This is a genomic window from Streptomyces sp. OfavH-34-F (assembly GCF_022347745.1).
In the GTDB taxonomy this organism is placed as follows: Bacteria; Actinomycetota; Actinomycetes; order Streptomycetales; family Streptomycetaceae; genus Streptomyces.
This window is the reverse complement of the sequence record NZ_JAKRGC010000111.1, coordinates 1-19,354: the sequence shown is the minus strand read 5'-3', so window position 1 is coordinate 19,354 and position 19,354 is coordinate 1. Positions and strand designations below refer to the sequence as shown.

The 19,354-nt window shown below is 72.4% G+C and carries 19 protein-coding genes and 2 pseudogenes; 7 read left to right on the top strand and 14 right to left on the bottom strand.

The features are described 5' to 3' along the window. Together MHW47_RS17930 and MHW47_RS17925 are read right to left on the bottom strand one after the other, a co-directional pair. A pseudogene (locus MHW47_RS17930) lies at positions 1 to 207 on the bottom strand (hypothetical protein); the annotation flags it as partial. Positions 208 to 287: 80 nt separating this feature from the next. Then, on the bottom strand, positions 288 to 851 hold the full coding sequence (locus MHW47_RS17925; RefSeq protein WP_239224498.1) for a carboxymuconolactone decarboxylase family protein: 564 nt from the start codon (positions 849 to 851) through the stop codon (positions 288 to 290). Positions 852 to 920: 69 nt separating this feature from the next. Here MHW47_RS17925 and MHW47_RS17920 point away from each other — a divergent pair, with 69 nt between their 5' ends. Then, complete coding sequence (locus MHW47_RS17920; RefSeq protein WP_239224496.1) at positions 921 to 1,424, top strand: MarR family winged helix-turn-helix transcriptional regulator; 504 nt, start codon at positions 921 to 923, stop codon at positions 1,422 to 1,424. 23 nt (positions 1,425 to 1,447) lie between these two features. On the opposite strand, the gene MHW47_RS17915 is transcribed toward MHW47_RS17920, so the two are convergent. Both MHW47_RS17915 and MHW47_RS17910 read right to left on the bottom strand, forming a co-directional pair. Beyond that, complete coding sequence (locus tag MHW47_RS17915; protein ID WP_239224494.1) at positions 1,448 to 2,095, bottom strand: response regulator transcription factor; 648 nt, start codon at positions 2,093 to 2,095, stop codon at positions 1,448 to 1,450. Next, a complete protein-coding gene (locus MHW47_RS17910) occupies positions 2,080 to 3,348 on the bottom strand; it encodes a sensor histidine kinase (protein ID WP_239224492.1) in 1,269 nt (422 codons plus the stop codon). Before MHW47_RS17910 ends, MHW47_RS17915 begins: the two co-directional genes overlap by 16 nt. A gap of 250 nt (positions 3,349 to 3,598) precedes the next feature. Here MHW47_RS17910 and MHW47_RS17905 point away from each other — a divergent pair, with 250 nt between their 5' ends. Continuing rightward, entirely contained in the window at positions 3,599 to 5,725 is a 2,127-nt protein-coding gene (locus tag MHW47_RS17905) for an MMPL family transporter (RefSeq protein WP_239224490.1), read from the top strand. 75 nt (positions 5,726 to 5,800) lie between these two features. Here MHW47_RS17905 and MHW47_RS17900 read toward each other — a convergent pair whose 3' ends face one another. The 3 genes from MHW47_RS17900 to glnII form a co-directional block, all read right to left on the bottom strand. Beyond that, positions 5,801 to 6,382 carry a winged helix-turn-helix domain-containing protein gene (locus MHW47_RS17900; protein WP_239224489.1) on the bottom strand — a complete coding sequence of 194 codons (582 nt, stop codon included), beginning with the start codon at positions 6,380 to 6,382 and terminating at the stop codon, positions 5,801 to 5,803. Between the two features lie 474 nt (positions 6,383 to 6,856). Then, entirely contained in the window at positions 6,857 to 7,768 is a 912-nt protein-coding gene (locus MHW47_RS17895) for a hypothetical protein (RefSeq protein WP_239224487.1), read from the bottom strand. 98 nt (positions 7,769 to 7,866) lie between these two features. After that, positions 7,867 to 8,901 (bottom strand): glutamine synthetase, encoded by a 1,035-nt coding sequence (glnII, locus tag MHW47_RS17890; RefSeq protein WP_239224485.1) that lies wholly within the window; start codon positions 8,899 to 8,901, stop codon positions 7,867 to 7,869. A gap of 157 nt (positions 8,902 to 9,058) precedes the next feature. Between glnII and MHW47_RS17885 the strand changes: the two genes are divergently transcribed. Further along, a complete protein-coding gene (locus MHW47_RS17885) occupies positions 9,059 to 9,973 on the top strand; it encodes a Gfo/Idh/MocA family protein (protein ID WP_239224483.1) in 915 nt (304 codons plus the stop codon). A gap of 28 nt (positions 9,974 to 10,001) precedes the next feature. Here the strand turns inward: MHW47_RS17885 and MHW47_RS17880 are convergent, their stop codons facing one another. Continuing rightward, a complete protein-coding gene (locus MHW47_RS17880) occupies positions 10,002 to 10,370 on the bottom strand; it encodes an arsenate reductase family protein (RefSeq protein WP_239224481.1) in 369 nt (122 codons plus the stop codon). A gap of 142 nt (positions 10,371 to 10,512) precedes the next feature. Between MHW47_RS17880 and MHW47_RS17875 the strand changes: the two genes are divergently transcribed. Further along, positions 10,513 to 10,794 (top strand): hypothetical protein, encoded by a 282-nt coding sequence (locus MHW47_RS17875; protein ID WP_239224479.1) that lies wholly within the window; start codon positions 10,513 to 10,515, stop codon positions 10,792 to 10,794. A 51-nt stretch (positions 10,795 to 10,845) separates the two neighbouring features. On the opposite strand, the gene MHW47_RS17870 is transcribed toward MHW47_RS17875, so the two are convergent. Beyond that, positions 10,846 to 11,289, bottom strand: coding sequence for a hypothetical protein (locus MHW47_RS17870; protein ID WP_239224477.1), 444 nt, complete (start codon positions 11,287 to 11,289; stop codon positions 10,846 to 10,848). Positions 11,290 to 11,702: 413 nt separating this feature from the next. Between MHW47_RS17870 and MHW47_RS17865 the strand changes: the two genes are divergently transcribed. Further along, positions 11,703 to 13,223: a SulP family inorganic anion transporter gene (locus MHW47_RS17865; RefSeq protein ID WP_239224476.1), complete on the top strand. Its 1,521-nt coding sequence runs from the start codon at positions 11,703 to 11,705 to the stop codon at positions 13,221 to 13,223. 68 nt (positions 13,224 to 13,291) lie between these two features. Here MHW47_RS17865 and glnA read toward each other — a convergent pair whose 3' ends face one another. Continuing rightward, complete coding sequence (gene glnA, locus MHW47_RS17860; RefSeq protein WP_239224474.1) at positions 13,292 to 14,701, bottom strand: type I glutamate--ammonia ligase; 1,410 nt, start codon at positions 14,699 to 14,701, stop codon at positions 13,292 to 13,294. 316 nt (positions 14,702 to 15,017) lie between these two features. Between glnA and MHW47_RS17855 the strand changes: the two genes are divergently transcribed. Continuing rightward, positions 15,018 to 15,485, top strand: a complete 468-nt coding sequence (locus MHW47_RS17855) for an RDD family protein (RefSeq protein ID WP_239224472.1) — start codon at positions 15,018 to 15,020, stop codon at positions 15,483 to 15,485. Between the two features lie 92 nt (positions 15,486 to 15,577). Here the strand turns inward: MHW47_RS17855 and MHW47_RS17850 are convergent, their stop codons facing one another. The 4 genes from MHW47_RS17850 to lipB form a co-directional block, all read right to left on the bottom strand. Continuing rightward, positions 15,578 to 16,288 carry a DUF4191 domain-containing protein gene (locus tag MHW47_RS17850; RefSeq protein ID WP_239224471.1) on the bottom strand — a complete coding sequence of 237 codons (711 nt, stop codon included), beginning with the start codon at positions 16,286 to 16,288 and terminating at the stop codon, positions 15,578 to 15,580. A gap of 10 nt (positions 16,289 to 16,298) precedes the next feature. Beyond that, complete coding sequence (locus tag MHW47_RS17845) at positions 16,299 to 16,514, bottom strand: hypothetical protein (protein ID WP_239224469.1); 216 nt, start codon at positions 16,512 to 16,514, stop codon at positions 16,299 to 16,301. 141 nt (positions 16,515 to 16,655) lie between these two features. Next, entirely contained in the window at positions 16,656 to 17,591 is a 936-nt protein-coding gene (lipA, locus tag MHW47_RS17840) for a lipoyl synthase (RefSeq protein WP_239224500.1), read from the bottom strand. A 159-nt stretch (positions 17,592 to 17,750) separates the two neighbouring features. After that, positions 17,751 to 18,563 (bottom strand): lipoyl(octanoyl) transferase LipB, encoded by an 813-nt coding sequence (lipB, locus tag MHW47_RS17835; protein ID WP_239224467.1) that lies wholly within the window; start codon positions 18,561 to 18,563, stop codon positions 17,751 to 17,753. Between the two features lie 297 nt (positions 18,564 to 18,860). On the opposite strand from lipB, the pseudogene MHW47_RS17830 reads away from it, so the two are divergent. Beyond that, positions 18,861 to 19,354 (top strand): annotated as a pseudogene (locus tag MHW47_RS17830) (regulator); the annotation flags it as partial.

Genomic DNA, 19,354 nt, shown 5'->3' with positions numbered 1-19,354 from the left:
GGCCGGGGTCCGGGCCCGGTGCGCCGCCTGGAGGGAGCGCTGGGCGAGGGCGTGGGCGGCGAGGACGCGCCGGCCGCGGCCCGGTGAGGGCGGCAACAGGAGGTAGCCGATCCGAACCAGGCGCGGATAGTGCTCGATCAGCGCGGCCTCGGCCTGCTCCGCGCCGGGCGGGGTGAGGGCTGACGGTAGCTCTGACGGTGGGGGCACATTGAGCTGAACGAGCGAATGGTGCGATGGTCACTCCGGGAGCCCCGGAGCGGCCGTCCGGAGAGTGTGCCCGGAGGCGGTCAGGCGAACCGGGCCAGGGGTCCGTCCACGGGGGCGCCCGTCAGCCGGTTGGCCAGCGTGGACAGGGTGTAGGCGGCGATGCCGAGGGTCACCTCCAGCGCGTTGCGCGGGGTGTGGCCGTGCGCGGTGAACGCGTCGAGCGTCTCCCGGTCCACCGCCCCGTTCGTGGCCAGGACCGCGAGGACGAACCGCCGTACGGCCTCCAGGCGTTCGTCCGGGAGCGGGGTGCCCGCGCGCAGGGCGGTGATCAGGGCGGGGTCGGCCTCCAGGGCGGTGAGTATCCCGGTGTGCATGGCCACGCAGACGTGGCAGCCGTTGCGGGTGGCCATGGTCATGGCCAGCACCTCGCGGGAGAGCCGGTCCAGGGTGGTGGACTCGAAGAGGGCGTTCATCTTCAGGAAGCCGCCCAGCACCTCGGGCGAGGTGGCCATCCGGGCGGCGGCCGACGGCAGGAAGCCCTGCTTGCCCTCGATGGCGGCCAGGGCGGGGCGGGCGGCGGCGGGGGCGGACTCGACGGTGTGGTCGGGGAAGGCGGTGTGGTCGGGGCAGGCGGTCGTGGGCATGGCGGGGCCTCTCGCGTAAACTCGACAACGTGATTGACGAAAACGTAAACCAGGTTGTCGGGTTTCGCAATGGCTGAGGGCACGGACGGGCGCGACGGGGCGCGCCCCGACGAGGAGGGCCGGGGCTTCGAGCTGCCGCTGCTGCTGTTCGCGGGCTTCCGGTCGGTGATCGACGCGCTCCACCGCGAACTGGCCGAGGAGGGCCACCCCGACATGCGGCCCGCGTACGGCTACGCCCTCCAGGCCGTGGGCGTGCGCGGGGCGACCGCCAGCGAGATCGGCCGCCGCCTCGGCGTCTCCAAGCAGGCCGCCGGCAAGACCGTGGACCGCCTGGAGGGCCTCGGCTACGTGGAGCGCGCCGACGACCCGGACGACGGGCGCCGCAAGCTGGTCCGGCTGACCGAGCGGGGCGTGGACGTGCTGGCACGGTCGGCGGCGGGCTTCGACCGGCTGCGCGCCGAGTGGGTGCGGGCGCTGGGCGCGGACCGGGTCCGCGCCCTGGAGGACGACCTGCGCACCATGGCCCCGGACGGCGCGTACCGGCTGGACGTGGCGTCCTGGTTCAACGGCTGACGGGGTACCGGGGCCGGCAGGCCCTAGCCCCGGTCCAGGTAGGCCAGGACGGCCAGCACGCGGCGGTTGTCGTCGTCGGACGGCGGCAGGTCCAGCTTCCCGAAGATGTTCGAGGTGTGCTTGGCCACCGCCCGCTCCGTGATCACCATGTGCGAGGCGATCGCCGCGTTCGACCGGCCCTGCGCCATCAGCTCCATGACCTCCCGCTCGCGCGGCGTCAGCCCGCCCATCGGCTTGTCCTGCGCCCGCCGGGTCAGCAGCTGCGAGATGACCTGCGGGTCCATCGCCGTACCGCCCGCCGCCACCCGGCGCACCGCGTCGATGAACTGGTCCGCGTCGAAGACCCGGTCCTTGAGCAGATACCCGATCCCGCCGTTGCCGTCCGCCAGCAACTCCCGCGCGTACAACTGCTCGACGTGCTGCGAGAGCACCAGCACCGGCAGGCCGGGCCGCGCCCGCCGGGCCGCCAGCGCGCACTGCAGCCCCTCGTCCGTGTGCGACGGCGGGAGCCGGACGTCGACGACGGCGACGTCCGGCTCCAACTCGGCCAGGGCCCGGGACAGTTCCGGCCCCGTCTCGACGGCGGCCGCGATCTCGAAGTCGTACGCCTCAAGCATCCGGACCAGACCGTCGCGCAGCAGGAAGAGGTCTTCGGCTAGGACAACTCGCAAGGGATCTCCATGGTCACCATGGTGGGACCGCCCGCGGGGCTGCTGACGGCCATGACGCCGTCGAATGTACCGAGCCTGCGTTCGATGCCGCTCAGCCCCGAACCCCCGCCGACCGTCGCCCCGCCCCTGCCGTCGTCGGTCACCGAGAACCTGAGCGCCCCCTCGCCGTGGCGCAGGTCCACCCAGATCCGCTCCGCCCCCGAGTGCTTCGCCGCGTTCGTCAGCGCCTCGCTGATCGCGAAGTACGCCGCCGACTCGACCGGCGCGTCCGCCCGCCCGGCCAGCTCCACGTCCACGTCGCACGGGATCGGCAGCCGCAGCGCCAGCGCCTTCACCGCGTCCCCCAGCCCGCGCTCCGCGAGCACCGGCGGATGGATGCCCCGGACCAGGTCGCGCAGCTCCGTCAGCGCCTCCGCCGACGACTCGCGGGCCATCGCCAGCAGCTTCTTCGCCTGCGCCGGGTCCTTCTCGATCAGCGCCTCGATGGTGCTCAGGTTCATCCCCATCGCCACCAGCCGCGCCTGCGCCCCGTCGTGCAGGTCCCGCTCGATGCGCCGCAGCTCGGACGCGGCCGTGTCCACCGCCTCGTGCCGGGTCTCCGTCAACCGGTCGATGCGCAGGGCCAGTTCCTGCTTCTCGGTGGGGGCCAGCGCGGTACGGGCCAGCACGAAGTGCGCCCGCAGCAGCGGCTCGCTCGCCAGCACCCCCACCGCGAAGATCGCCACCCCCAGGGCGGCCGCCATCAGACCCGTCGCCTGGCTGTCCACCGGCACGAACGCGTACCAGTACCGGTCGTCCGTGAAGACCCGCCACAGGCCGGCCGCCAGCACGAAGCCCTCCACCGGGTAGAGCAGCAGCGCCGCCCCGAACACCGCCACCGTGTACCCGGCCGTCATGTCGATGAGCATCCACCGCAGGTCCCGCCAGGTCGCCGGGTCCTTCAGCAGCAGCGTGGTCCGCTCCACCTGCCCCAGGAACCCGCCGCGCAGATCCTTCGGGAACGGCCGGTACGGAACCGGGATGCGCACGTCCGACCAGGTGGCGGCCAGCAGCCGGCGCTGATTGGCGTGCCGGCGGACCAGATCCAGCAGGTACGGCGTGGTCAGCAGGCCGATGCCCAGCGGAATCATCGAGATCGAGACCAGCGTCAGCGAGAACAGCGTGCACGACCCGACGAGTGCCGCGAACGACACCACCAGCCCGCGCCAGGCGGCCAGCAACGCCGACCCGATCCGTCCCCGTATCGCGTCCATCCCGGTTCCTCTTCCCCTCGCCGGGCCCTCGTACCGGCCCCGTGTCGCACACAGTCTCACCCGCCGCGCCCCGCCGGTCCCAGCCGGTTCCCCACCCGGCGGGGGTGTACCCAGCACCACCCCCGCCACCTCGCCCTACGTGCCGTGCGACCGGGGGTTCCACCGGCTGGGGCGGATCTCGGCGCCTCCCTAGATTCGAAGCACATCGACGGACTACCACCAACTTCCACCAACAGGGGGCGAACCCGCCATGAGGCGTAACCTCGCGGCACGCATCGGTGTGTGGAGCGCACACCACCGAAAGACGGCCATTCTCGGCTGGCTGCTCTTCGTCGTACTCGCCGCGGGCATCGGCGGTGCCTCGGGCATGGTCGAGATGACCGACGCGGAGAACGCCGCCGGCGACTCGGCCCGCGCCGAACAGATCCTCTCCGACGCCGGACTCGCCCACCGGGCGGGCGAACTCGTCATGGTGTCGTCCGCCCAACCCGACGGCTGGAAGGCCGCCGCCCGCGAACTCGCCACCGCGATCGAGAACACCGGCGAGGTCACCGGCCTCACCGACCCGGTCGTCTCCGAGGACCGCGAGGACGCCCTGCTCGTCTTCGAGATGAAGGGCGACCCCGACACCGCCGCCGACCGCGTCCAGCCGGTCCTCGACGCCGTCGCCGGGGTCCAGGACAAGCACTCCGGGGTCACCGTCAGCCAGTTCGGCGACGCCAGCGCCGGCAAGTGGCTCGGCGACCTGCTCTCCGACGACTTCAAGAAGGCCGAGTTCACCGCCGTCCCGCTCGCCCTCGGCATCCTGCTGGTCGCCTTCGGCGCCGTCGTCGCCGCCCTGCTGCCCGTGGGCCTCGCCCTCACCGCCTGCATGGCCGCCTTCGGACTGCTCTCACTCGCCAGCCACCAGCTCCACCTCTTCCAGACCACGTACTCAGTGATGTTCCTGATGGGCTTCGCCGTCGGCGTCGACTACTGCCTGTTCTACCTGCGCCGCGAACGCGACGAACGGGCCGCCGGACGCGACGCCGAGACCGCCCTGCGCATCGCCGCCGCCACCAGCGGGCGCGCCGTCCTCGTCTCCGGGCTCACCGTCATGGTCGCCATGGCCGGCATGTTCCTGTCCGGCCTGATGCTCTTCAAGGGCTTCGCACTGGCCACCATCACCGTCGTGTTCATCGCCATGCTCGGCTCCGTCACCGTGCTGCCCGCCCTGCTCTCCTGGCTCGGCGACCGCATCGACGCCGGCCGGGTGCCGCTGCTGAACCGGCGCGGCAAGCGCGGCCGCAAGCAGAGCGGCGGCTTCGCGGGCCGGGTGCTGCGCCCCGTCCTGAACCGGCCGAAGCTGTTCGCCGCCGGCTCCGTCGCCGTCCTGCTCGTCCTCGCCGCGCCCGCCGTCGGCATGAAGACCGAATCCCTCGGCCTGGAGAAGCAGTTCGGCTCCGACTCCGCCCTGTCCGTCGCCTACCGCCAGATCAGCGAGACCTTCCCCGGCGGCCCCGCACCGGCCCAGGTCGTCGTCGAGGCCGACGACATCACCGCCCCCGCCGTACGCGACGCCCTCGCCGGCTTCGACGGGGTCACCGTCCACCGCGCCCGGAACGTCGCCGAGTTCGAGGTGCCGCTGCCCGGCGGCGAACAGGGCCTGGCCGACCTGCGCGAGGACCGGCTGCCCGCCGCCTTCGACGGAACCGGCGCCCGCGCCTACGTCACCGGCGAGGTCGCCACGTCCGTCGACTTCAACGACCAGCTCAAGCGCGGCATCGCCCCCGTCTTCCTCTTCATCACCGCCGTGACGTTCCTGCTGATGCTGTTCTGCTTCCGCTCCTACGTCATCGCCGTGACGTCGATCGTGCTCAACCTGCTCTCGGTGGGCGCCGCCTACGGCGTGATGACCGCGGTCTTCCAGCACGGCTGGGGCGCCGGGCTCATCGGCTCGGAGGGCGTCGGCGCGGTCGAGTCCTGGATGCCGCTGTTCGTCCTCGTCGTCCTGTTCGGGTTGTCGATGGACTACCACGTCTTCGTGGTCTCCCGCATCCGCGAGGCGCGCGGCCGGGGCCTCGCCACCCGGCCCGCGATCGACGAGGGCATCCGCGCCACGGCCGGCGCGGTGACCGGCGCGGCCGTGATCATGGTGGCGGTGTTCTCCGTCTTCGCGACCCTGTCCATGCAGGACATGCAGCAGATGGGCGTCGGCCTGGCCGTCGCGGTCCTCCTCGACGCCACGGTCGTACGGATGGTGCTGCTGCCCTCCGTGATGGCGCTGCTCGGCGAGCGCAACTGGCGCACCCCGCGCGGCCTCGGCCGGCTCCCCAGCCTGGACCACAGCGAGCCGGAGCCCGTCGCCGTCGCCCCGGTCGCCCCGGGCACGCGCTGACCGGGACCGTGCACGAACGGGCCCCGGCCCCGGTATCCGCTACCGGTGCCGGGGCCCGCCCGCGCGTGCTGCCGCTCAGGGCGCGTACGTGTACCCGACCCGGCGCACGGTCCGGATCGCGTGACGGTGCTCGGCGCCCAGCTTGCGGCGCAGCCGGGCGACGTGGACGTCCACGGTGCGGCCGTCGCCCACGTGCCCGTAGCCCCAGACCGTGGTCACCAGCTGGTCGCGGGTGTGGACGCGGTGGGGATGGGCCACCAGATGGGCCAGCAGCTCGAACTCCAGGTACGTGAGGTCGAGCGGCCGCCCCTGCACCGAGGCGGCCCGGCGGACGAGGTCGATGGTCACCGGCCCCGCGCCCGCCGGGTCCGGCTGCGCCTGCGCCGAGGGGCTTGGAGCCACGTACCGGGCGGCGGCAGCGGCGAAGGCGGGCTGCTGGTCGGCGGGCACGAGCACCAGATAGCCGACCATCGGCGGCCGGCCCGGCAGGCTGGGCAGGGTGTGCGGAGGCGCCGGCAGCCAGGTCGTGCCCGGCGCCAGGAGCGCCGACACATCGGCCTGCGGGACGGCTTCGTCGGGGGCGACGGCACGCAGCCGGTGCCGGGCGGCGGAGGAGGGGCGGACGGCGGCAGCGGAGAAGGAACGGGTGTTCGCCATGAGGGGTCAGCTCTTTCGCGCGAGGAGTCGTCGGGCGGACGGACTTGCTGCGTACGCGCGCGGACCGGAGACCGGGTGAGAGATCTAGGGCGTGTTTTGAAAGTAGCGCCGTCCGCCCGGAGGGCGGGCCGGACGGCGTCCGGTGCGTGCGATCGCAAGGCGCCGGGAAGCCCTTGTAGCGGAGCTACCAGGGCTTTTCGGCAACGCCGCGAGCGTGCGTGCCGGGCGTCGCCCGGCAGGCGGGACTTTCAAAACACGCCCTAGAGGGCCGGCGCGCTCGGCGCGCGGCAACACACCCGGTCGAAGTCGTGGTGCTGACGGGACGGCCAGAACGGCTCCAGGTCGCTGCGACCTGTCGAGGTGTGCGGGAAACCGGCCATGCCCCCATTGAAGCAGAGAACCCCGCCCGGCAGCAGACCGCTCCCGGCCGTCGACACGCCCCGCGCCCGGAACCCGGCGCCTCCCCGCCGGCCCCTAACCCACCAGCCGCTTGCGCCAGTCCAGCCCCGGCAGCTCGATCGCGCTGTCCGGCGAACCGTCCCAGTCGGCGGTCAGCCCGGCCTCCTCCAGCGCGGCCACCACCTCCCGGCCCACCGCCGCGGTGGTCTCCGCAGAACCGTCGAACCCGCCGTAGTACAGCGTCAGTCCGTGTCCGGCGGCGGCGCTCTCCGTGCCCTGGAAGTGGAAGAAGACGAAACCGCGGGCGTCCTCGCGCCCGGCCGCCCCGATCTCGCTCATCCCGCACGAGCGGCAGCACGTGAAGTGCTCGCGGGCGGTGAGGCCGTCCCGGTCCAGCGCGGCGAACGCCCGCTCCAGCCGCTCCGGGTCCGTCTCGCCCTCCCAGAGCCGCTGCTCCGCCACCCGCTCCAGCCAGAGCCGCTCCACCAGCTCCCTGGCCTGCGCCCGCGTCACCGGCCGCACCTCGCCCTCCACCAGGTAGTCCTCGGCGGCCTCGGTGAGCGTCTCCACGGTCCCGTAACCGCCGCGCAGCAGCTCCCGGACCCGCGTTTCCACCTGCTCCCGGATCTCCGCGGGCAGCTCCGGCACCGGGTCCGGCTCCGGCATCCCCGCGCTCTCCCACGCCGTGTCCCCGTCCCAGCCGGGCTCCTGGCGCGCCCAGCGCGTCATCAGGTCCGCGACCCGCTCCGGACCGTCGACGACGGCGCGGACATGGCTCGACGCCGGGCCCGTACGGTGCTCCAACTCGTAGGGGCCGCCCTCCTCGTGCCACACCTGGATGAAGGTGCCGGGGATGTCGGGTATCCGCTGCACCACCAGGAACCGGTCCTTCGGCCCGCCGATGCGGTGCACCAGAGTGCTCAGCGTCTCCTCGGAGACGCGCGTACGGGGGTGCTGGTTCTCGGTGGCGACCTTGATGTCGAGCATGGCGCCAGCCTGGCACACGCCACCGACAGCGCCGTACGCGCGGGAGGCGCCCGCCGCGCGACTCGCGGCGGGCGCCTCCCGGTGGCGCGGTGGGCGGATCAGACCTGGCCGGCCTTCTCCAGCGCGGCGCAGCAGGTGTCCACGATCAGCCGCGTGACGACGTAGGGGTCGACGTTGGCGTTGGGGCGGCGGTCCTCGATGTAGCCCTTGCCGTCCTGCTCGACCTGCCACGGGATGCGCACCGAGGCGCCCCGGTCGGACACGCCGTAGCTGTACTCGTTCCAGGGGGCGGTCTCGTGCAGACCGGTCAGCCGGTCGTCGATACCCGCGCCGTAGTTCTTGACGTGGTCCATCGGCTTCGAGCCCTCGCCCAGCGCCTCGCAGGCGGTGATGATCGCGTCGTAGCCCTCGCGCATCGCCTTCGTGGAGAAGTTGGTGTGCGCGCCCGCGCCGTTCCAGTCGCCCTTGACCGGCTTCGGGTCCAGCGTCGCGGACACGTCGAAGTCCTCGGCGGTGCGGTAGAGCAGCCAGCGGGCGATCCACAGCTGGTCGGAGACCTCCAGCGGGGACAGCGGCCCCACCTGGAACTCCCACTGGCCGGGCATGACCTCGGCGTTGATGCCGGAGATGCCCAGGCCCGCCTTCAGGCAGTTGTCGAGGTGCTTCTCGACGATCTCGCGGCCGAAGATCTCGTCCGAGCCGACGCCGCAGTAGTAGCCGCCCTGCGCGGCCGGGAAGCCGCCCTCGGGGAAGCCCAGCGGCCGGTGGCCGTCGAAGAAGGTGTACTCCTGCTCGATCCCGAAGATGGCCTCCTGCCCGGCGAACCGCTCGGCGACCGGCCGCAGCAGCGCCCGGGTGTTGGAGGCGTGCGGGGTCATGTCGATGTCGAAGACCTCGCACAGCACCAGGACGTCGTCGCCGCCCCGGATCGGGTCCGGACACATGAAGACCGGCTTCAGCACCCGGTCCGAGGCGTGGCCCTCGGCCTGGTTGGTGCTCGACCCGTCGAAGCCCCAGACCGGCAGCGCGGACACGTCGGACGACGGCGCCCCCGTCATGATCTTGGTCTTGGAACGGAGCTTGGCGGTCGGCTCGGTGCCGTCGATCCAGATGTACTCAGCCTTGAACGTCACGGAAGCCATCCTCTGCGGGTGCTGCGGTCTATGCGGTGCAGCTTGGCAAGCCGCGATTTCCCGGCCGTTGCCCTCGTGTGAACCCCGTGTTACCGACCCGCCGCCCCGGCCGGGCGCGGCCCTCGGCACCGGGCGCCCCACCCGGCACACTGTCCCCATGACGACATCCGAGACCCCCCTGCGCATCGGCCTCGCCGGCACCGGACCCTGGGCGCGCAACACGCACGCCCCCGCTCTCGCCGCCCACCCCGGCGCCGTGTTCGCCGGGGTGTGGGGGAGGAGGGCGGAGGCCGCCGGCGAGCTGGCCGGGGAGTACGGGGTGCCCGCCTACGCCGGGGACGCGGGGCTTGACGAGCTGTTCGCCGCCTGCGACGCCGTCGCCTTCGCGCTGCCGCCTGACGTGCAGGCCCCGCTCGCCGCCCGCGCCGCCCGGGCGGGCCGCCACCTGATCCTGGACAAGCCCGTCGCCACCACGGTCGCCGGGGCCCGCGAGGTGGCGGAGGCCGCCGAGAGCGCCGGGGTGGCGTCCGTCGTTTTCTGCACGCTCAGGTTCGCCCCGCGCCCCGCCGCCTGGATCGCCGAGCAGAGCGCGGCCGGCGGCTGGTTCACCGCCCGCGCCGACTGGCTCGGCGCGCTCTGGGCCCCCGGCAGCGACAGCGAGTACGCCGCGTCGCCCTGGCGCCGGGAGCGGGGCGGTCTCTGGGACGTCGGCCCGCACGCCCTCTCCGTCCTGATCCCGGTCCTCGGCGACGTCACCGCGCTCACCGCCGCCCGCGGCCCCGCCGACGTCCACCACCTCGTCCTGCGCCACGCCTCCGGCGCCTCCAGCACGCTCACGCTCGCCCTGGACGCACCCGTGGGCGCGGCCGGGGTCGAACTCGTCCTGCGGGGCGAGCACGGCGTCACCACGATGCCGGGGTGGGACGGCGCGGTGGACGCGTTCGCGGCGGCCGTGGACGCGCTGACCGGCGCGGCGCGCACGGGCGAGGCCCACCCCTGCGACGTACGGTTCGGGCTGCGCCTGACGGAACTCCTGGCGGAGGCGGAGGAGTTGGCGCGAGCCGGGGCATGACCCGGCGAGTCCCCCCGCCCGGGACGCGCTAGGAGGCCCCGCGCCCCAGCGCGTCCCGTACCGCTTCCTCCGAGCGGCCGACGACCGCCGTGCCGTCGTCGGCCGTGATGATCGGACGCTGGATCAGCTTCGGGTGCTCGGCGAGCGCCGTGACCCACCGCTCCCGCGCGTCCGCGTCGCGCGGCCAGTCCTTGACGCCCAGCTCCTTCGCCGCCGCCTCCTGCGTCCGCGTGATGTCCCACGGTTCGAGCCCGAGCCGGTCCAGCACGGCCCGGATCTCGTCCGGCGAGGGCACGTCCTCCAGATAGCGGCGGACCGTGTACGAGGCCCCCTCCGCGTCGAGAAGGTCCACCGCGCCGCGGCACTTGGAACACGCGGGATTGATCCAGATCTCCATGCCTCCCACGGTACGGGACGGCTCCCCACAGGACCGGTCAAAACCCCGCCGACCAGGGCCGATTGTCAGTGCCCGGCGGTAGAATTGGGGGTAGTTCGTGAGGGTTCCGATCAGTTCCGCCACCCGTGCCAGGAGGTTGCCCATGGCCGCTGCCGCAGTCACGACCGAGCCGCTCCACACGCCCCTGCACCAGCCGCTGAAGAAGAAGCCGCTCCCCGCCGGCCGCCCCCGTGAGTGGTACGTCTCGCACAACCGCCGGCTGAAGGCGATGCGCCTCGCCATCGCCCTGCTCGACACCGGCGTCTACATCCCGTCCACCGCGAACAACGCCCGGATACGCGCCACCGCCCGGCGCCTCGGCATCCACCCGCCGTCCGACACCACCTGCCGCATGGTCCGCGCCCTGATCCGCTACGGCCGCTGACCCACGCGGGGCGGGCCCCGGAACGAAACCTCCGGGGCCCGCCCCGCTCCGTCAGTACCCGTCGCAGGTGGCCGTCGCGTACGCGCCCGAGGCCGAGTCCGTACGCCGCGCCCCGCCGTCCACGGTCACCGCGCACGCCACGTCACCGCCGCCCCGGCCCACGCTCACCACGAACGAGCCGCCGCTGAGGAAGCCCTTCGTGTCCAGTTCCCCGGCCCACGGCAGCGACCGCAGCGCCAGCCGGCCGGTCGACAGCTCGTCGCCCCGCCAGGTGCTGTACGTGAGCGTCACGTCCCGCGCGGTGCCGGTCACCTCGTACCGGATGTGTACGGTCCGCGCGCCCTCCGAGCGGACCACGTCCGCGAGCACCGCCGACACCGCCCCGGCCGCGAGCGCCAGCAGCACCGCGACCAGCAGCACCACCCACGGCCAGATCCGCCGCCGGGGAGGCCGCGGCGGGACCGGACCGCCACCGGGGGGCTCCTGCTCGCTCATCCCCCCAGCCTCCGCGCTCCGCCCCCGCCCCGCGACCCCGCCGCGTCCGTCCGGCGGGAGACGGCCCCACGGCGATCGGCGGGGAGGGTACAGTGGTCGCGGCGACCCGCACCCGCCCAGGCGTGCGCGGGCTCCCCTTCGAATCCGGTGGACAGAGAGCGAGCGAGCGGATGCGCATGACGACGCACCGCAGCGCCGCCTGCCCGCCGTGACCCCTCACCCCTGAGCCTCCTGGCACCGGACCCGTCCGCGCGCCGATCCGCCGGACGCGTCCGTGCCGATCCGCCGGACCCGTCCCGGCCGGCTCCCCGGGCCCCCGCACGCTCCCACGCGTCCGCCGGGCCCCGCCCTCCCTGCTGTCTACCCCCGCACGCCCTCTCCCACGGGCGTGCCCGACCGACAGGTACGCCCTCGTGTCCTCCTCCGCACCGCCCTCGTCCCCGCCCGCCCCCGCGTCCCGGCTGCGCGCCCTCAGGCCCGACTGGATCTCCGACCCCAGGGTCTGGCGCACCGAGGTCCTCGGCGGCCTGGTCGTCGCGCTCGCCCTGATCCCGGAGGCGATCTCGTTCTCGATCATCGCCGGGGTGGACCCCGCGATCGGCCTGTTCGCCTCGTTCACCATGGCCGTCACGATCTCCGTCGTCGGCGGGCGCCGCGCGATGATCTCCGCCGCCACCGGCGCCGTCGCCCTGGTCATCGCCCCGCTCAACCGGGAGCACGGCTTCGGCTACCTGATCGCCGCGGTGATCCTGGCCGGTCTCTTCCAGATCGTGCTGGGCGCCCTGGGCGTCGCCCGGCTCATGCGGTTCGTGCCGCGCTCCGTGATGACCGGCTTCGTCAACGCCCTGGCCATCCTGATCTTCCTGGCCCAGGTGCCCGAGATGCACGACGTGCCCTGGGCGGTCTACCCGCTGATCATCGGCGGGCTGGCGCTGATGGTGTTCTTCCCGAAGGTCACCAAGGTGATCCCCGCCCCGCTCGTCTCGATCGTCATCCTGACCGTCATCACGGTCGCGGCCGGCATCGCGGTACCCACCGTGGGCGACAAGGGCGAACTGCCCTCCTCGCTCCCGGTGCCGGGCCTGCCCGACGTGCCGTTCACGATGGACACCCTGACCACCGTCGCCCCCTACGCCCTGGCGATGGCCCTGGTCGGCCTGATGGAGTCCCTGATGACCGCCCAGCTGGTCGACGACATCACGGACACCCGCTCCAACAAGACCCGCGAGTCCATCGGCCAGGGCGTCGCCAACATCGTCACCGGCTTCTTCGGCGGCATGGGCGGCTGCGCCATGATCGGCCAGACGATGATCAACGTCCGCGTCTCCGGCGCACGCACCCGCCTGTCCACGTTCCTGGCGGGCGCCTTCCTGATGGTGCTGTGCATCGCCTTCGGCCCGGTCGTTTCGGACATCCCGATGGCGGCCCTGGTCGCGGTCATGGTGATGGTCGCGTTCGCCACGTTCGACTGGCACTCCATCGCCCCGAAGACCCTGCGCCGGATGCCGGTGGGCGAGACGGCGGTCATGGTCATCACCGTCGCGATCGTCGTCGCCACGTCCAACCTGGCGATCGGCGTCGTCGTGGGCTCGGTCACCGCCATGGTGATCTTCGCCCGCCGCGTCGCGCACCTGGCCGACGTCACCGCGGTCGTGGACCCGGACGGCAGCCAGGTCGTCTACTCCGTGACCGGCGAACTCTTCTTCGCCTCCTCCAACGACCTGGTCACCCGCTTCGCCTACGCCACCGACCCGGACAAGGTCGTCATCGACCTCTCCGCCACCCACATCTGGGACGCCTCCTCGGTCGCGGCCCTGGACGCGATCGAGACGAAGTACGCCCAGCGCGGCAAGACCGTCGAGATCGTGGGCCTCAACCAGCCGAGCGCCGCCCTGCACACCACACTGAGCGGCGAACTCACCGGCGGCCACTGAACGCGCGGGAAACACGGCGAGGGCCGCTCCCCGGAAACCGGGGGAGCGGCCCTCGCCGTCGTACGTCTCTAGAGGTCGAAGTACAGCTCGAACTCGTGGGGGTGCGGGCGCAGCTGGATCGGGGCGATCTCGTGGGTGCGCTTGTAGTCGATCCACGTCTCGATCAGGTCGGACGTGAAGACGCCGCCGGCCTGGAGGTACTCGTTGTCCGCCTCCAGGGCGTCCAGGACGGCCGGGAGGGACGTCGGGACCTGCTGGACGTTGGCGTGCTCCTCGGGAGCCAGCTCGTACAGGTCCTTGTCGATCGGCTCGGCGGGCTCGATCTTGTTCTTGATGCCGTCCAGGCCGGCCATCAGGAGGGCCGAGAACGCCAGGTACGGGTTGGACGACGGGTCCGGGGCGCGGAACTCGACGCGCTTGGCCTTCGGGTTGGAGCCCGTGATCGGGATGCGCATCGCGGCGGAACGGTTGCGCTGCGAGTACACCATGTTGACCGGCGCCTCGAAGCCCGGCACCAGGCGGTGGTAGGAGTTCACCGTCGGGTTGGTGAAGGCCAGCAGCGACGGGGCGTGCTTCAGGATGCCGCCGATGTAGTAGCGGGCGGTGTCCGAGAGGCCCGCGTAGCCCTGCTCGTCGTAGAACAGCGGGTCGCCGCCGGCCCACAGGGACTGGTGGACGTGCATGCCCGAGCCGTTGTCGCCGAAGATCGGCTTCGGCATGAAGGTCGCGGTCTTGCCGTTGCGCCAGGCGACGTTCTTCACGATGTACTTGAAGAGCATCAGGTCGTCGGCCGCGGCGAGCAGCGTGTTGAACTTGTAGTTGATCTCCGCCTGGCCGCCGGTGCCGACCTCGTGGTGCTGGCGCTCGATCTGCAGGCCGCTCTCCTGGAGCACGAGGGACATCTCGGCGCGCAGGTCGGCGAAGTGGTCGACCGGGGAGACCGGGAAGTAGCCGCCCTTGTAGCGGACCTTGTAGCCGCGGTTGTTCTCCAGCGCGCCGGTGTTCCAGGCGCCGGCCTCGGAGTCGATGTGGTAGAAGCTCTCGTTCGCCGACGTCTGGAAGCGGACGTTGTCGAAGACGTAGAACTCGGCCTCCGGGCCGAAGTACGCGGTGTCGGCGATGCCGGTGGAGGCGAGGTACGCCTCGGCCTTCTTCGCCACGTTGCGCGGGTCACGGCTGTACTGCTCGCCGGTGATCGGGTCGTGGATGAAGAAGTTGATGTTGACGGTCTTGTCGCGGCGGAAGGGGTCGACCCGGGCGGTCGACAGGTCCGCGCGCAGCGACATGTCGGACTCGTGGATGGCCTGGAAGCCGCGGATCGAGGAACCGTCGAAGGCCAGCTCCTCCGCCGGGTCGAAGGTCGCCGCCGGGACGGTGACGTGCTGCATCACGCCGGGCAGGTCGCAGAACCGGACGTCGATGAACTTGACGTCATGGTCGGCGATGAACTTCTTCGCGTCGTCGGCGTTCTGGAACATCCAACTCCTCCTACTCCCGGCCCAGGGAGGGGTCGGGGTTGCAGCTCGTTGCGGCCAGTGCGGTGGCACACGCTGGACCCGACCATAGGCAGACCGGATTTCTCAAGCATGACCCATTTGTTTCGCAGAAGTTAACCGGCGCGGGTGCGAAGGGCGGGCGCGGCGCCGCCGGAGCACCCTTACGGCACGGGGGACGGGCTTCCCGGCCGCCCGCAGCGGCCGTCCGAGGAGTGGGACGAGTGCCGTACGCCACCCGGTGGGGCGTGGGCGCCCCCCACGGGGCAGGCCGTGCGGCCCGGCGCAGTACCGTGGTCGGGTGGACAACAGGCAAGCAATCGGATCGTGGCTCTCGGGGCCGCGCGCGGCCGCCGAGGAGATGGGCGCCGACTTCGGATACCGGGGGAAGCGGCTCGGCCTCCCCGAGGAGGGGCCGGGGGCCATCGCCCCGCTCGGCCGGCGCTTCGGGGCCCTCTTCATCGACTGGGCGCTGAGCATGCTGATCGCATACGGCCTGATCGCTCGCGGTGACCAGCAGACGGCGGGGAACTGGGCGCTCGCCGTGTTCCTCGTGATGAGCGTGCTCACCGTCGGGACGATCGGCTGCACGCCCGGCAAGCGCCTCATGGGCATCCGCGTCATCGCCGAGGACGGCGGCCGCCTCGGCCCCGTACGCGTGCTCCTGCGCAGCGTGCTCCTCTGCCTGGCCATCCCGGCGCTCGTCTGGGACCGCGACGGCCGCGGCCTCCACGACCGGCTGGCCCGCGCGGTGCAGATCCGCGTCTGACCCGCACCCCCCACCCGTATGAACGCGGAAGGGCGGGCGGTGAACCCCGGGGGTCACCGCCCGCCCTTCCGCGTTCTCCGGACGGCGGCCGGTCAGCGCATCTTGCCGCCGCGCGGCATCCGCATGCCCCTCGGCATGGGCCCCTTCGGGAGGGGCATGTTGCTCATCAGGTCGCCCATCGCGCGCAGGCGGTCGTTGGCGGCCGTGACCTGCGGGCCGGTCAGCACGCGGGGCAGCTTCAGCATCTTGGTGCGCACCTTCTTGAGGGGCACCTGACCCTCGCCGTTGCCGACGATGATGTCGTGGACCGGGACGTCCACCACGATCCGCGCCATCTTCTTCTTCTCGGCCGCGAGCAGGGCCTTCACCCGGTTCGGGTTGCCCTCGGCGACCAGCACGATGCCCGCCTTGCCCACGGCACGGTGGACGACGTCCTGGTTGCGGTTCATCGCGACCGCCGGGGTGGTCGTCCAGCCCCGGCCGACCCGGTCCAGCACCGCGGCCGCGGCGCCCGGCTGGCCCTCCATCTGCCCGAAGGCGGCCCGCTCGGCGCGGCGCCCGAAGATGATCGCCATCGCGAGGAGGGCGAGCACGAACCCGAGGATGCCCAGGTAGATCGGGTGATCGATCAGGAAACCGATCGCGAGGATGACACCGAAGGTGACGATTCCCACACCCGCGACCACAAGACCGATCTTGGAGTCGGTCCGCTTGGTCATCTTGTAGGTCAGAGCGATCTGCTTGAGCCGCCCCGCGTTCTCGGCGCTGTCCGCGCCTTCAGTGGTTTTTGCCTTCCTCGCCATGCCATGAAGTTTACGTGGCCCGCGAGCGGCGGGCGGCCACGGCCTCCCGTTCCGGCAGGGAGCCGGAACCGGCCCGGTCCGCGGCCCGGCGGCGGTCCTCCAGGACCGCCGTCCAGGCGTTGCGGCGGGCCGTGCGCTGGCCGCCGCCGAGCAGCAGCGACTCGACGGCGCGGAGGGCACCGGTGACGGTCGGGATGACGGTGGCGCGTACCGGCGCGGCCTGCATCGTGGAAGTCCCCTCAGAACGATGTACGGGTGCCTGTGCCCAGGGTCGCCTTCCGGCGTTACCGGCGCATGACCGCACGGTCACACACCCATGAAACCTCGCCGCGCGCCGGGCGCACCCCGGCGCGGTCCGTCCGCGCGGTTACGCGGACGGCGCCGCGACCTGCGCCCCGCGCCGGTCCATCGCCTGCTGGAACAGCCGGCCCGCGCGGTACGAGGAGCGGACGAGCGGCCCGGACATGACGCCCGAGTACCCGATCGCGTCGGCCTCGTCCTTCAGCTCCACGAACTCGTGCGGCTTCACCCAGCGCTCGACGGGGTGGTGGCGCACCGACGGCCGCAGGTACTGCGTGATCGTGATGAGCTCGCAGCCCGCGTCGTACAGGTCCTGGAGCGCCTCGCTGACCTCTTCGCGGGTCTCGCCCATGCCGAGGATCAGGTTGGACTTGGTCACCAGACCGGCCTCGCGGGCGCGGGTGATGACCTCCAGGGAGCGCTCGTAGCGGAAGCCGGGGCGGATGCGCTTGAAGATGCGCGGCACCGTCTCCACGTTGTGCGCGAGCACCTCGGGGCGTGCGGAGAAGACCTCCGCGAGCTGGGCGGGCTCGGCGTTGAAGTCGGGGATCAGCAGCTCGACCTTGGTGCGGCCGGCCTCCCGGTCCGCCGTCTGCGCGTGGATCTGGCGCACGGTCTCCGCGTACAGCCAGGAGCCGCCGTCCTCCAGGTCGTCGCGGGCGACGCCGGTGATGGTGGCGTAGTTCAGGTCCATCGTGACGACCGACTCGCCGACGCGGCGGGGCTCGTCCCGGTCCAGCGCCTGCGGCTTGCCCGTGTCGATCTGGCAGAAGTCACAGCGCCGGGTGCACTGGTCGCCACCGATGAGGAACGTGGCCTCGCGGTCCTCCCAGCACTCGAAGATGTTGGGGCAGCCGGCCTCCTGGCACACCGTGTGCAGACCCTCGCTCTTGACGAGTTTCTGCAGCTGGTTGTACTCGGGGCCCATCTTCGCCCGGGTCTTGATCCACTCGGGCTTGCGCTCGATGGGGGTCTGGCTGTTCCGGACCTCAAGGCGCAGCATCTTGCGCCCGTCAGGTGCGACAGACACTCCGGCACTCCCCTTTGCTTTCACTGCATTGGATTCTTCGGCGAACACCAGGGTACGCCCGTAGTTCATTCGGCTTTACGTCTGCCCAACCTGGGGCACGCGGGGCCTATTCCCGCCGGCGTGTTCCGTGGGTCACGCCGTGGCCATGGCGTCGTCGGCCCGCTCGATCTTCCGGGGGGCCGGCTCGGCGTTCTCCAGGATGTCCTTGAGGTGCTTCTCGACGACCGGGAGGACCTCGGCGATGGTGAGGTCGCGGCCCAGCTCGTAGCTGAGCGAGGTCACGCCGGCGTCCCGGATGCCGCAGGGGACGATCCGGTCGAACCAGGTGTTGTCCGGGTTCACGTTGAGCGCGAAGCCGTGCATGGTGACCCCCTTGGCGACCCGGATGCCGATGGCGGCCAGCTTGCGGTCCTCGCGGCGCTGCCCGGCGTTGGAGGGGGCGTACTCCGGGCCGTTGAGCCGGGGGTCGAACTCCTCGTCCTGGAGGCGCGGGTCGAAGTCCAGCGTCAGGCCGCCGGCCGCGGGGCGGTCCTCGACCGGGTCGCCCAGGACCCAGACGCCGCTGCGGCCCTCCACCCGGCTGGTCACGACGCCGAACTCGGCGGCCGTACGGATCAGGGCCTCCTCCAGGCGGCGCACGTGCGCGACGACGTCCACCGGGCGCGGCAGCTTCTGGATCGGGTAGCCCACGAGCTGGCCGGGGCCGTGCCAGGTGATCTTGCCGCCCCGGTCCACGTCGATGACGGGGGTGCCGTCGAGGGGGCGCTCGCTGTCCTCGGTGCGCCGGCCGGCCGTGTACACGGGCGGGTGCTCCAGGAGCAGGCAGGTGTCGGGGACGGCGTCCTCGAACCGGGCCGCGTGCACCTCGCGCTGCTTCTGCCAGGCCTCGCGGTAGTCGACGGCGTTCTCGCCGAATCCCATGTGGACGAACCGGAGCTCAGTCACGGCAGCAGCCTCTCTCCTCGCGGCGCCGTGGCCCGGGGGGTTTCCCCGGCACCGCGTCACCCTGCACGAATCGCGCCCTGGGCCTTTCGTGGAAGACCCCGGCCACTGTACGGCCGGCGGCGGCGCGGCGGCCCGGCAGGTCTTCCCGTCAGCGCCGCCCACAATCCTCACACGATCGGATGAATGTGGAGCGAACGGTGCTGTCGGTGCCGCGCCGAGGGCTAAATTCGCGCCGTTCGTCAGAGGAGGCCCTGAGGGCTGCCCGCCCGGCCCCGAAGGCAGGAGACCCTACAGCTGATGTCGGAACGACCACCGCAGCGCACCCCCAACCGTCGGCTCGCCTCGCTCATCACCGAGGCCGGTTTCTCCAACGCCGGCCTCGCCCGCCGGGTGGACCAGCTCGGCCTCGAACACGGCCTCGACCTGCGGTACGACAAGACGTCGGTCACCCGCTGGCTGCGCGGCCAGCAGCCCCGGGGCACCACCCCCGCGCTGATCGCCGAGGTGTTCACGCGCCGCCTCGGCCGCCGGCTCTCCGCCCAGGACCTCGGGCTCGACGCCTGCGCCCCCGTCTACGCGGGCCTGGAGTTCGCCGCCACCCCGGCCGAGGCGGTGGACATCGTCAGCGGGCTGTGGCGCAAGGACTCCGGCAGCCAGACGGAACTGCGGAAGATCGCCTTCACCCCGGCCGGCCTGGTCGTGCCCAGCCGGGACTGGCTGATCGGCCGCGCCGACGATTGGGTCGCGCGCCCCGCCACCGGCCGTTCCGGCGCCGCCGGTGCCCCGAGGCC

Coding starts and splice junctions, on each gene's coding strand:
- MHW47_RS17925 (WP_239224498.1), bottom strand. CDS start 851: ATGCCCACGACCGCCTGCCCCGACCACACCGCCTTCCCCGACCACACC.
- MHW47_RS17920 (WP_239224496.1), top strand. CDS start 921: ATGGCTGAGGGCACGGACGGGCGCGACGGGGCGCGCCCCGACGAGGAG.
- MHW47_RS17910 (WP_239224492.1), bottom strand. CDS start 3,348: ATGGACGCGATACGGGGACGGATCGGGTCGGCGTTGCTGGCCGCCTGG.
- MHW47_RS17905 (WP_239224490.1), top strand. CDS start 3,599: ATGAGGCGTAACCTCGCGGCACGCATCGGTGTGTGGAGCGCACACCAC.
- MHW47_RS17900 (WP_239224489.1), bottom strand. CDS start 6,382: ATGGCGAACACCCGTTCCTTCTCCGCTGCCGCCGTCCGCCCCTCCTCC.
- MHW47_RS17895 (WP_239224487.1), bottom strand. CDS start 7,768: ATGCTCGACATCAAGGTCGCCACCGAGAACCAGCACCCCCGTACGCGC.
- MHW47_RS17885 (WP_239224483.1), top strand. CDS start 9,059: ATGACGACATCCGAGACCCCCCTGCGCATCGGCCTCGCCGGCACCGGA.
- MHW47_RS17880 (WP_239224481.1), bottom strand. CDS start 10,370: ATGGAGATCTGGATCAATCCCGCGTGTTCCAAGTGCCGCGGCGCGGTG.
- MHW47_RS17875 (WP_239224479.1), top strand. CDS start 10,513: ATGGCCGCTGCCGCAGTCACGACCGAGCCGCTCCACACGCCCCTGCAC.
- MHW47_RS17870 (WP_239224477.1), bottom strand. CDS start 11,289: ATGAGCGAGCAGGAGCCCCCCGGTGGCGGTCCGGTCCCGCCGCGGCCT.
- glnA (WP_239224474.1), bottom strand. CDS start 14,701: ATGTTCCAGAACGCCGACGACGCGAAGAAGTTCATCGCCGACCATGAC.
- MHW47_RS17850 (WP_239224471.1), bottom strand. CDS start 16,288: ATGGCGAGGAAGGCAAAAACCACTGAAGGCGCGGACAGCGCCGAGAAC.
- MHW47_RS17845 (WP_239224469.1), bottom strand. CDS start 16,514: ATGCAGGCCGCGCCGGTACGCGCCACCGTCATCCCGACCGTCACCGGT.
- lipA (WP_239224500.1), bottom strand. CDS start 17,591: ATGCTGCGCCTTGAGGTCCGGAACAGCCAGACCCCCATCGAGCGCAAG.